This window comes from Paenibacillus sp. FSL R7-0313, assembly GCF_037969885.1.
In the GTDB taxonomy this organism is placed as follows: Bacteria; Bacillota; Bacilli; order Paenibacillales; family Paenibacillaceae; genus Paenibacillus.
This window is the reverse complement of record NZ_CP150219.1, coordinates 1,494,052-1,505,913: the sequence shown is the minus strand read 5'-3', so window position 1 is coordinate 1,505,913 and position 11,862 is coordinate 1,494,052. Positions and strand designations below refer to the sequence as shown.

The 11,862-nt window shown below is 47.6% G+C and carries 9 protein-coding genes; 4 read left to right on the top strand and 5 right to left on the bottom strand.

All coding sequences use genetic code 11. From position 1 onward, the window contains the following. Window positions 1-2: 2 nt before the first annotated feature. Window positions 3-890: a sugar ABC transporter permease gene (locus NSQ38_RS06650; protein ID WP_017691677.1), complete on the bottom strand. Its 888-nt coding sequence runs from the start codon at window positions 888-890 to the stop codon at window positions 3-5. A gap of 196 nt (window positions 891-1,086) precedes the next feature. Next, a complete protein-coding gene (locus tag NSQ38_RS06645) occupies window positions 1,087-2,400 on the bottom strand; it encodes an extracellular solute-binding protein (RefSeq protein ID WP_339787994.1) in 1,314 nt (437 codons plus the stop codon). A gap of 449 nt (window positions 2,401-2,849) precedes the next feature. Between NSQ38_RS06645 and NSQ38_RS06640 the strand changes: the two genes are divergently transcribed. The 3 genes from NSQ38_RS06640 to NSQ38_RS06630 all read left to right on the top strand — a co-directional run bounded on the left by NSQ38_RS06640 (window position 2,850) and on the right by NSQ38_RS06630 (window position 6,438). Then, window positions 2,850-4,040 (top strand): AGE family epimerase/isomerase, encoded by a 1,191-nt coding sequence (locus NSQ38_RS06640; RefSeq protein ID WP_339787991.1) that lies wholly within the window; start codon window positions 2,850-2,852, stop codon window positions 4,038-4,040. Next, window positions 4,037-5,221, top strand: a complete 1,185-nt coding sequence (locus NSQ38_RS06635; RefSeq protein ID WP_339787987.1) for a glycosidase — start codon at window positions 4,037-4,039, stop codon at window positions 5,219-5,221. Before NSQ38_RS06640 ends, NSQ38_RS06635 begins: the two co-directional genes overlap by 4 nt. Window positions 5,222-5,361: 140 nt before the next feature. After that, complete coding sequence (locus NSQ38_RS06630; protein ID WP_339787984.1) at window positions 5,362-6,438, top strand: substrate-binding domain-containing protein; 1,077 nt, start codon at window positions 5,362-5,364, stop codon at window positions 6,436-6,438. A 75-nt stretch (window positions 6,439-6,513) separates the two neighbouring features. Here the strand turns inward: NSQ38_RS06630 and NSQ38_RS06625 are convergent, their stop codons facing one another. The 3 genes from NSQ38_RS06625 to NSQ38_RS06615 all read right to left on the bottom strand — a co-directional run bounded on the left by NSQ38_RS06625 (window position 6,514) and on the right by NSQ38_RS06615 (window position 9,788). After that, window positions 6,514-7,191 carry a hypothetical protein gene (locus tag NSQ38_RS06625; protein WP_339787981.1) on the bottom strand — a complete coding sequence of 226 codons (678 nt, stop codon included), beginning with the start codon at window positions 7,189-7,191 and terminating at the stop codon, window positions 6,514-6,516. A 363-nt stretch (window positions 7,192-7,554) separates the two neighbouring features. After that, a complete protein-coding gene (locus NSQ38_RS06620; RefSeq protein ID WP_339787978.1) occupies window positions 7,555-8,982 on the bottom strand; it encodes a hypothetical protein in 1,428 nt (475 codons plus the stop codon). A 290-nt stretch (window positions 8,983-9,272) separates the two neighbouring features. After that, entirely contained in the window at window positions 9,273-9,788 is a 516-nt protein-coding gene (locus tag NSQ38_RS06615; protein ID WP_036671622.1) for a DUF2179 domain-containing protein, read from the bottom strand. A 345-nt stretch (window positions 9,789-10,133) separates the two neighbouring features. On the opposite strand from NSQ38_RS06615, the gene NSQ38_RS06610 reads away from it, so the two are divergent. After that, on the top strand, window positions 10,134-11,348 hold the full coding sequence (locus NSQ38_RS06610; protein WP_339787975.1) for a Glu/Leu/Phe/Val dehydrogenase dimerization domain-containing protein: 1,215 nt from the start codon (window positions 10,134-10,136) through the stop codon (window positions 11,346-11,348). Window positions 11,349-11,862: the final 514 nt, after the last annotated feature.

The window sequence follows — 11,862 nt, the reverse complement described above, 5'->3', positions numbered from 1 at the left end:
GTTTATTCCTCCCCTTTCATGGTGACGCGCTGCACAAGCGTAACGAGAATAACGATCAAGAGCAGCACCACAGCCATGGCGGATGCCAGTCCCAGCTTGCCATATTTAAATGCCAAGTGAACCGTTTGGATTACAAATGTCATACTGCCGTTGGAACCATCGGTCATGATATATGGAATATCGAACGCACTAATTGCGCCGCTAATCGCCAAGATCAGGTTAAGCTGCAGGATGCGTGTAATGCTTGGCAGGATGATGTGGCGGAATTGCTGCCAGCGATTGGCACCATCAATATCGGATGCTTCATACACATCCTTCGGAATGGAGGAGATTGCACCCAGGAAAATGATAAAGTTGAAGCCCATGTATCTCCATACCGATGCACCTGCGAGTGACACGTTAATAATATTGGGATTACCGAGCCAGAGCTGCGTGTATTGTCCCAGCCCTACAGCATGCATGAGCATATCGAGTGTACCGTCAGGTTTGAAGAAAAAGAGGAAGATAAAACCGATGGCTACCCCATTCAGCAAATAAGGGAAAAACAGTATGCCTTTGAAGAAGTTTTTGCCTCGAACTTTGAAACTCAGAATCGTGGCAAAGTAAAGCGCCAAGCCCATCTGTAAGAACGTAGCCACGAAGTAGTACAAGCTGACAATAAATACTTTGAAGTATTCGGGATCACTGAAGATACGCGTATAGTTCTCAAACCCAACATAATCGAACCTTTTGCTGTATCCGTTCCAATCGGTGAAACTGTATTTGAACATGTTGATGACTGGCAAGTATGCAAATGTAAACAGCAACGCCAGCGGAATAATTGAGAAGGCACAGATGATAAATATGCGTTGCGCTGAGTAGCCCCAATTCGAAAGTTTTAAGTACTTCATGCTCTCCACACCTCCAAGCGGTTCTCCCGCCTATATATCGAAAGACTCCCGTCCAATGGAATTTCTGCGTAATAACTGCCGGGGGAAGAGCATGGGTATCATGCTTTCAAATACCACATACTCCATGCTCCATTCATATATGGATTCCTATATCCCCGCAGTCCATTCATCACCTGATCCACTTACGTTAATCCAATTATTTCGTGAGTTCTGCTCTTGCTTTGACCCACTTATCGTTCAGATCTTTCATAATGTCGTCATACGATTCCTTGCGGTTCCCAATACCTGCTTCGATAATTCGTTTCTTGAAGTCAGGCTGCCAGAGACCGATTTCGCCTTCGTTATCGATCTTGTCAACCAGACCTTCCTGACCTTCTTTGGCAGGTGTAAGTGTGGAGAATTTAACGTCTTTATATTGATCCAAAATGGGTGGTAATTCCGCGTTTTTGTCTGCATCCATACCGCCGCCCTGTTCAACCGCGTAGTTTGATTTCGCCAGGAACCAGTCAATCCAGGCTTTGGCAGCAGGTTTGTTCTCACTGTTCACGTTCATACCGATGTTATAGTCGGCGGAGAGCGGAACCACAACCTCACTTGCATTGGTTGGGAAAGGAAGGAATCCGATGTCGTCCGGTGTATCCGTCATGCCTTGGATCTGTGTGATGGCCCAAGATCCAAGTGCCATCGTAGCAATTTTGCCTTTGGCGAGATCCGCTTTGGAGCTTTCCCAGTCGGTAGTTGTTGGATCTTTCTCGATTAGACCGTTCTTGGCTGCATCATAGAGCACTTTATATAGTTCATAGTGCGGCTGACCAGGCACAAAGTTATCATCTGTGTTCGGTTGGTCCACATTCACGTAATCTACGCTACCTGCAACGGTTGGCAGATCCGATTCCCATTGTGTCAGGGCCCAGCCGGATGCATAGTTGGTGTAGAGCGGAACCGCGTCAGTATTGTCTTTGATCAACTGAAGCGCAGCCTGGAATTGTTCAGGTGTCTTAGGCACTTCATTGATACCGGCTTCTTTGAAGACCTGTTTGTTATAGATAATTCCCGAGAACGTGATGACCGTAGGGATACCGTATACCTGACCATCCACCATGCGTTCCTCAATAGCGGTGTATTTGTCTTTCAGTTCATCGTACGTGCCAAGCGGCTCGAAGAAGTCCGGGATATCCGCGATCGGAACGCTCGTCGGGATCATCAGAACGTCACCATAATCTTTGGTGCTCATACGAATTTTCACTTGTCCTTCATAGTCGGCCAGTGCCTGAAAGTTCACTTTGACATCCGGGTATTCCTTATTGAACTCAGCAGCGTAATCTTTGAATACGGTATCAACAATATCTGTACGTTGTGTAAGGACGGTAATTTCGCCCTTGATATCTGCCGGATCTGTACTGATCTCCTCCCCTGCCTGCGAAGATCCACCTCCGGATGAACATGCAGCAAGTAGTGAAGTGATGAGCAGCATCGTCAGCAACATCATCCAACCTTTGTTTTTTTTCAATTGTTTCGACCCCTCTCTTAAGTTAATTAAGTTATCGTTAAGGTTACAAAATGAATTTTATTATGGTAACGCTTACCTGTCAATTAAATTATTTATAACTTAACAAGAAAAATTACGATGCATTTCGTTGACATCTGTTTTTCAGAGCACTAATATGGATTAATAAAGTTACCGATAACTTAAATATATAAATTGATTAAACATTTACACGAAACGTAGAGGACAGAAAGAACCTGAAGAAGCGGAGCGTTCGCCTAAAAGCTTTCTGAAAGAAAGCTACATCGGAAGCATACGCTATCCCCGGATTTCCCCCTTATAACAAGGAATCAAAAAAATCTGGGGGTAACAGCGATCGGAAGGTTATTCTGTCATCGGAGTGACCAGTGTAAATATTCTTTAGTCCATTTATGAATTAAGAATTATGTAACACGTTGAAGGAGCGCTCACTTATGAATACAAAAACACCCCAACTCCAATCTGAGATTAAGGCCCATTGGGAGAAGCAGATTTTACCCTTCTGGTCCAACCTTAAAGATACAACCCACGGTGGATTCTACGGCTGGGTTGGCAATGATCTTCAGGCGAATACGCAGGCAGCCAAAGGCGGGATCGCCACGGCACGGCAACTCTGGTCTTTTGCAGCGGCGTATAGGGTTACCGGAAACGAAAGATGGCGCGATCACGCGGAGCACGCCTATCGTTTTCTCGCAGACCATGTGATGGATACCGAATATGGCGGTATGTACTGGATGGTAGATTACACAGGGGAAGCGCTGGACACGAGCAAACATGTGTATACGCAATCATTCGGTGTGTATTCACTCAGTGAGTACTATCGTGCTACCGGGGATGCTTCTGCATTGGAACTTGCGAAAACGCTTTTTGCTCTTATCGAGGACAAAGGTCTGGACGCCGGACTACCTGCTTACAAGGAACAATTTGATCGTACATGGAAGGAACAGCCCAATGAAATGCTGAGCGAAAATGGGGTTATTGCGGATTACACAATGAATACGCATATCCATGTGTTAGAGGCCTACACCACGCTCTATCGCGTGTGGCCAGATCAACAAGTGAAGGCTGCGCTGGAACGCCTGCTGAGAATTCTATATGAACGGGTGTATGACCAAGACACCAAGTTTCTCGGGGTATTTTTCAACAAACAGTGGGAATCCATCATCGATCTGCGCTCGTTCGGACATGACATCGAAGCCAGCTGGCTGATCGACGAAGCCCTGAAAGTTCTGGGGATGGAACAACATCCGGAGTATGCGGCGATGGTAACGGATATTGCCTATAACATCTCCAACGTGGCCGTAAATGCCGATGGTTCCCTGCTCAATGAACAAGAAGGTGAACATATCGATGAGAAGCGAATCTGGTGGGTTCAAGCAGAGGCGATGGTTGGCTTCTATAACGCGTATCAGCGCACAGGTGATCCACTGTTTCTGGAGAGAGTGGAACGATTGTGGACCTATACGCAAGAAAACATCATTGACCAGCGTGCTGGCGGGGAATGGTACTGGTCGGTGGACGGGAACGGCACACCGGATCAGAGTGAGATTGCCGGACCGTGGAAATGCCCGTATCACAATAGCAGATTCTGTATTGAACTAATCGAGAGGATGGGATCAGAATGATACACCCGAAATACAAGGAGTTATTGGAGAAACAGGAACAGCTGCTTACTCGCCCCAATGAGATCAATTCTTCCTTCTACAACGGCATATATGATCGGTATCAATATCCGGTAATCACTCGCCATCATGTACCGCTGCATTGGAGATTCGATCTGGATGAGACGACGAACCCGCATTTCATGGAACGTCTGGGTATTAACGCAACGCTGAATCCGGGAGCCATCTATTTCAATGGCAAATACGTCATGGTTATTCGTACCGAAGGATTAGATCGCAAATCAATCTTTGCACTCGCCGAGAGTGACAATGGAATTGACGGGTTCCGTTTCACGGGTAAACCATTGGTCTGGGATGATATCGATGCGGATGAAACCAATCAGTATGATATGCGCCTCGTCCAACATGAAGATGGCTGGATCTATGGCATCTATTGCTCGGAACGCAAAGACCCGGAGGCTCCTGCATTTGATACATCCAGCGCAGTTGCACAGGCAGGACTGGTCCGTACACGGGATCTTACAAGCTGGGAACGGTTGCCCAACATCACAACGAATTCCCCTCAACAGCGCAATGTCGTTTTGCACCCGGAATTCGTGGATGGAAAATATGCCTTCTACACCCGTCCACAGGACGGATTCATCTCGACAGGCAGCGGCGGCGGAATCGCCTTTGGTCTGTGTGAGGATATCTTGAACCCTGTCATTCATGAAGAGACCATTATCGACGAACGGCAATATCATACGGTATATGAGGTCAAAAACGGTCAAGGCCCTGCTCCGCTTAAGACGGATCGTGGCTGGATTCACATTGCTCACGGAGTTCGGAACACCGCAGCAGGCCTGCGTTATGTGTTATACACTTTCGCTACGGATCTGAATGATCCGGCGCGTATTATTGCCAAGCCGGGCGGCCACTTCATTGCCCCTTATGACGACGAGCGTGTAGGCGATGTGTCCAATGTTATTTTCTGCAACGGTGCTGTGGTCAATGAGAAGAAAGAAGTCTTTATCTATTACGCATCCAGTGATACCCGCTGTCATGTGGCAACAACCACCCTGGAGAAACTGGTCGATTATACGTTCAATACACCGGCTGATCCATATCGTTCCTTGGACTGTGCTAGCCAACGGGGTCAGCTGATTGAACAGAATGAGAAGCTTCTACAGAAACAATTGACATAACATCGGTAGAGCGTCCTCTCAGGGAAACCTGCAATGTGCTGAAAATTAGCGAAACAACAGCCAGAATGGCTTTATTCCAAGTGGGTAACGATGTATACTGATATGGATTGTTATTATGTTGGAGGAAAGCGCTCATCATAATGACAGCACATTGTGCCTATACCGGCTTGAAGGAGGCGACCATACTGAAGAATAATATCACCATGCGGGATATCGCCGACAGGCTCGGGGTCAGCAGTGTGACCGTCTCGAAAGCATTGAATGATAAAGATGGCGTGAGTGGCGAATTAAAGGAAAAAATTAAAGTGCTTGCTGTTGAAATGGGCTATCGGTATAATGCCGCTGCCCGTTCGATGAAGGAAGGCTTAACCCATAATATTGGCGTAATTATCCCGGAGCGTTTTACCGGGCCTACGCAGTCGTTCTATGTACGCGTGTTCCAGCGCATCACCAAACATCTGGAGGAACAGGGCTACTACGGCATTCTGCACATATTGAATGTGGAGGATGAGGAAGAATTAACACTGCCCAAGCTGTACAGCGATAACAAGGTCGATGGTTTCATCGTGCTCGGGCAGATCAGCAAAGAGTATATTGAACTGGTGAGATCGATGGAGGTTCCCAAAATGTTTCTCGACTTCTACGATGAGCATTCGGATATCGATTCCGTCGTTACCGATAACTTCTACGCTGCCTATGAGCTAACGAACTATCTGGTTCAGCAGGGCCACCGTGACATTGCTTACGTGGGAAACCTCTATTCCACGAGCAGTATCCAGGACCGATTCCTCGGATATTACAAATCCTTGCTGGAACATCGGCTGCCAATGAATCCGGATCTGGTTCTGAATGATCGGGATGAACGGGGTACGTTTATTGAGATTGATCTGCCGGAACAGCTGCCAACCGCTTTTGTATGCAACTGTGATCAGGTCGCTCATCTGCTCGTTCAGAAACTGACTTCCATGGATATTCAGGTGCCTGGCCAATGCTCTGTTGTTGGTTTTGATAATGATATCTACGCGATGCTCTCCGATCCCAAGCTGACAACTGTTGAAGTGGATGTGGAACAGATGGCGCGCACGGCAGTTCAGTCCATGCTCAAAAAGGTCGACAACCCGAACCGCAGTTTCGGCCGTGTACACGTGAAAGGCAACATCATCTATCGTGACTCGGTGAGTGCTGTGTCTGCCTCATCAGATACTATGGATATCTGAATTAAAGAATTAAATAAACGAACACAGATGACTGGCCTTTATCTTACTGGCCAGTCTTTTCTGATGCATCGGAGCTTAACGAGGGCGACGATCTGTTGAATTCTTCAAAAATGTAGTCGTTCTCCAAATCGAGAGGATGAGGATTAACTCATACACATTGGTTAAAGTTCCGGTTTCCAATGGCAGGGAGATTAACTGTCCTACAAACAATAATGCAGTCCCAACAAACAGCCATACCCATTTATGTTTGAAAAGAACGATCAGGCTAACAAATAAGAGTACAAGCCCCACGATGATCACCATCATCGGCGGACCTCCATGACCTTCTGCCATATATCTCAGTACTCCATACTCTTCTATAACCTTGAGATTTTTAACCTCGGATAAAGTAAAACCTACAATCTGGTAGATAACCAAACCTAAAGTTATCAGCCATGCTACCACACTCGTTATACTTCTATTTGCAAACTTGGCACCTGAGCTACGCAAGATATGGTAGCCAACCAGAATAAGGGTAGGGGTAGCAAATGCATGTAGCCAAAATCGAAGGCTACTAAGAACAATTAACAATTCCCCTTCCCCTATCAAATTACCTAAAGCAATAATTCCATTATCATATGCCAAGCTGAACGCTACAAATAGCTGAAAACTGGAATACGCGAGCCATTGCTTCCTCTGGGTTAAATCGACGCCCATCCGAATAACAAGTATCAAATAAACAAGAGTAAGTACGGAGTATATCCATACATCCAAGCTGCTTCACCATCCTTATTGGTCAATTCTAATAAATTATATTTACCGGTAAGTAAATTTACAAGTCATACTTGTAAAAATGGATAACTTGTCATAAATTACTCGCTGATGTAATGAAGATGAATATCGATATATAACGTTTACCCGGGAGACCAACACATGCTGTAGCTGGAGATGTTCCACCCTAACAAGGAGTCACTTTTCAAGCGGCCCGCCAAACTGTTAATGAAGCTGATTCATATAAAAAGAGCACTCCCGGCTATCGTAGCTGCAGGAGCACTCTTTTCCTTATTTGAAAAACGTAAAAGCAACAGGTTACTCTGATGTCTACTCGCTTTGTTCAGACTTAAATCACATCATCGCCTAATAACTTGTCTTCAACCAATTGTCCTTGGACCAGGTCAGTTTACCCGAACCCGCGCCATTGGAAGCCGTGAGGCGTGCATTCAACGTAGATGGATCATCCGTGGTATAGCTGTAAGGAAGTGTCGAGAAACCGTTCCAGGAGAACGATTTTACCACTGCCGGGATTGGCGCCAGTGGACTGCCAGACGTATCACTGCTTCCACGGAATGAGCTGCCATCCAGGGAGTACATGGTATCGGTCACTCTGATTTTGCCGGTATAGGTTGGATCTGCCGGATCGGTCTGATTGTTACGAACAGGATATAGCACGTCCTTAATGACTGATTTCTCAACCAAGACGGCCCCTCTTTCCGTAGAAATCGCTCCGTTGCCAATGATATCGAACTTATAACCTTTGGACGCAATCGCTGTTGCCATCGCCGTTGTAATTTTGGCTTTAGCGGCACGTGCCCCTGTCGCATCCATCACGATGTTGTATGCATGTGCGTTGCCTCCACGCAGGCGTGGCATCCGGTCCTGAATATCCTTGTACAAGTTATGGTGCAGCGTCATGGACAGGTTGGCGTTAGCTGATTCCAGGCTGGTCGAACCGACCAGATGTCCTTTCTTTTGGGGTCCCGAGATAGCGATAATATCGGCTTTGCTAAGACCTACAGCACTGCTGCGCAGGTAGTTGTACATGGGATAGGAAGCCTTGTTTGCTTCCAATTCGTTAATCTGCTGGGTAACCCAGCTGTTCGAGCTGCCGTCATCCCCTTTGAAGAGGGACCAGGAGATGGTCACGCCGCTGGTTCCTTTTTTCGAATCGACGAGTCCATCATAGGCTTTATTAAATGTGCAGTGATCAATCCATACGTTGCTGTTCTCCTCCAGGGTGATGTAATCCCAGTCATTCTTGTCGTAATCACCTTTGGTGGATTCATCCCATTCCCATAACTCATCAAATTCCAGGTTGCGAATGATGACATTCGAGCTTCGTTTCACGCTGATCGCAGCGTGTTTGATCTTGGAGCCATTGGCGGAGAAAATCGTGAGTCCATTGAAACCATCAATCGTGAGCTTGCTAACACCGGTCTGTTTTAATACGGGATGCGTCAACGCATCATTATGCTTGGCAAAAGGAGAAGTCTGCGCTGCGCTCGGAATTTCATTCCATCCCAGATTCAGATCGTTCATGATCTCAACAACTTTGACACCGGAGTTCTTTTTCAGCGCCAATGCCAGATCGGTCGCATTATACACTTTCTTATACGTGGCTGTGTTTGATTCGCTAATGATGCCGCCGCCCACATTCCCTTGGGAGAAGCCTGTAAGATTGTAGTCTGCGTTACCCGCTGCCTGCACACTTGCCGGGCCGGACAATAAAGTTAACCCCAACGTTAGAGCCAGAGCTGTGCTGCACAAGCTTCGAAATTTGCTTTTCATCGATTCCATTCCTCCCAATATATGATGATGACATTCGTCCATCGCTGCCATGCCAAGTTACGAAGGACATGTTCTCAATGTAATTGTTGAAAGCGATTACAACAATAATCCCTATCTCACATGTGGTTAGGAAAGGCTGGTATGGTAAAGGTTTGTACTGTAAGCAACCTTGAATCGTACAGAGTTAACTTGGAGAGTGAGGTTTCAGGGATACATCGAGGTAACAAGAACATTCTAGATGGGATGAAATTAAAAAAGCAGGACTGCATCTGCCGCAGACCTGCTCGATTTTACTTTTTGATGGAACGTGTCCAGAAGCCACCATGGAACTGTTTGGGCTCCACAGTAATGACAAATGCTTTCGGGTCCAGACTGAGAATCGTCTGATAGAGCAGTTTCTGGTTTTTACGTTTTGCCAGAATCTCCATCACAAGCCGATCTCCATCACGTCCACTGCCCACCCATGCAGTAACGCCGTAGCCCTTATCCCGTAGGGCATTCGCGACGCTTCCATCCAGCTGATTACAGATTACTTTAACGGTGATATAACCGAGCGCAATCTTTTCTTCAATCCACGCTCCGAGCAGCACACCCAATCCGTAACCTACCGCATATACAATCAGGGCCTCCGGTTGTTTCAGATAGTTTAACACCAGATTCAGACCGAGCACATAGATCACAATCTCACCCATGCTGATCAGTGCGGCGATATATTTCTGTCCTTTGAGTGTCAGAATCATCCGTAATGTATAAGCCGATACATATACAATCTGGATCAAAAAGATAAATACCAATATTTTAAACAATCACTATCCCTCTTTCCTGGCCTTCGCAACGGAATTGGCCCTTTGCTGCATATACTCGACGATTTCGTTTCATCTATGCTTCCGATATGTTCGCTCTATCTCCATCATTGGACGTTATACCCTCATTCTAAACGGTTGGATGTAAATCCGTAGGCATTTTCTGCTCTCTGGCATGCCGGAACTGCCATTATAGAACCGTTTGTACCGATTATCAACCCGGCGGAGGTCCCAGGGTCGAAAACGGGGGTCTTTGAATATGCTGTATCATCATAAAGCCAAGCACGCTGGCACAGGATATCAGGTCAAAACCAGGATGGATGGGTCAAAACAAAAAGGGGGGCCGTCATGCAACTATGGCAGGAGATGGAGCGAGAAGGCATGGAGGAACTCATTTTTTGCCATGATGCAGATAGTGGATTGAGGGCGGTCATTGCCATTCATAACACGGTCCTTGGACCTGCGCTCGGCGGATGTCGCTACTGGACGTATGCGTCCGAGGAAGAAGCTGTTCGGGATGCTGTGAAGCTTGCCAGAGGCATGACGTACAAAAATGCAATCTCCGGACTGCCTTATGGTGGAGGGAAAGTGGTCATATGGAATGTGCCTATTGCGAAAAATGCAAAACCGGATGTGGATGGTTGCGGGTCTCAAAGTGCTGAGCAGGTCGCTGGAGATTTAGGGGTAGAGCAGCAAAAGGGCGCTATCGCTGAACGGGAAGTCGTCGCCGATCAGGGTGCTGATCGTATAGATAAAAGCCTGGATACGGACGTATCCAAGCGGGCGCAGCGCTTTCGCGCACTGGGTCGTTGTCTGGAGCGGCTGAACGGACGGTACGTGACCGGTCTTGATCTGGGTACCACGGCGACAGACATGGACCAGATCCGATTGGAGACCGCACATGTGACGGACACCACGGGTTCGCTTGGGGCGCAGGATGACTTCACTGCCGAGATGACCGCCTACGGCGTACACATCGGCATTGTGACCTCGCTGCGCCAGCAAAGCATTGCATCTTTGCAGGGCATACCCGTTGCCGTCCAGGGACTGGGCAAGGTCGGGTATGCCCTGTGCCGTTACCTGCATGCAGCCGGGGCACGGCTCATTGTGGCAGACGTTGTACCGGAGCGTGTACAACGTGCCCTTGTGCAGTTCAGCGGCGCCATCTCGGCCGATCCGGCCCATATCCACGCCGCTGACTGCAAGGTCTTCGCCCCCTGTGCCTTAGGGGGCGTACTGACCCCGGCAACGGTGGAGGAGCTGCGCTGCTCCATCGTTGCCGGGGCGGCCAACAACCAGCTGAGTGAACGACAGCTGGTTGCAGGCCGCATGCAGGCGCGCGGCATCCTGTACGCGCCTGATTATGTGCTCAACGCAGGCGGAATCATCTCCACCGCCTACGAGCTGGAAGGCGCGGGGCCTGACCTGATCCGCCAAAAGGTGGCGGGGATTGCAGGCACGCTGAGCAAGGTATACGCAGAAGCTACGCAATCTGCGATCTCCACAGCGGATGCAGCCGATCGGCTGGCGGAATCCATCCTTCGATCAGGCTATAAGAAATAGGGCACCCCACTCTGCCCAAAGATACAGATCAAGAACCGTTCCAATAGCAGACCCCTAGCCGTAAACAAGTCCAGAACCATCCGTTAGATTACTCACTTCTACCACAATTCACGCGGGTGATTGCGTACTCATGTGTCCCCACATACCTGAACCTAATATTTGCTTGCTGGGCGCGACGTTACTGCTAGTCCTTATTACTAAATTGGATACAGCTTCTATATACAAACACCCTGCCACCTAAGTATATTCACACCGCCAACACATCGGCCGTCTCCCTATTGATTCAAAGTTATAGTATTACCTGGAACTCATTATGGGCTTCACTCGATTTAGATATTTCGACGTACCGAAAGAGAGCCTCCACTGCTTCACTCCATTTTAACGAACCTGATACACGTTATAAGCCCCTTTTAGCATGGATCTAATATCTAACGAATCTCAGACACGTTATTGTGCCTAGTTTGGTCCTTTTTCAAGCTAAATAACTACTTTTCCGAAGAATAGCGTTCCTGAG

What these genes read in the sequence shown, in the direction of transcription:
- NSQ38_RS06620 (WP_339787978.1), bottom strand. Translation starts at nt 8,982, where the DNA reads ATGAAAAGCAAATTTCGAAGCTTGTGCAGCACAGCTCTGGCTCTAACG.
- NSQ38_RS06650 (WP_017691677.1), bottom strand. Translation starts at nt 890, where the DNA reads ATGAAGTACTTAAAACTTTCGAATTGGGGCTACTCAGCGCAACGCATA.
- NSQ38_RS06630 (WP_339787984.1), top strand. Translation starts at nt 5,362, where the DNA reads ATGACAGCACATTGTGCCTATACCGGCTTGAAGGAGGCGACCATACTG.
- NSQ38_RS06610 (WP_339787975.1), top strand. Translation starts at nt 10,134, where the DNA reads ATGCAACTATGGCAGGAGATGGAGCGAGAAGGCATGGAGGAACTCATT.
- NSQ38_RS06640 (WP_339787991.1), top strand. Translation starts at nt 2,850, where the DNA reads ATGAATACAAAAACACCCCAACTCCAATCTGAGATTAAGGCCCATTGG.
- NSQ38_RS06635 (WP_339787987.1), top strand. Translation starts at nt 4,037, where the DNA reads ATGATACACCCGAAATACAAGGAGTTATTGGAGAAACAGGAACAGCTG.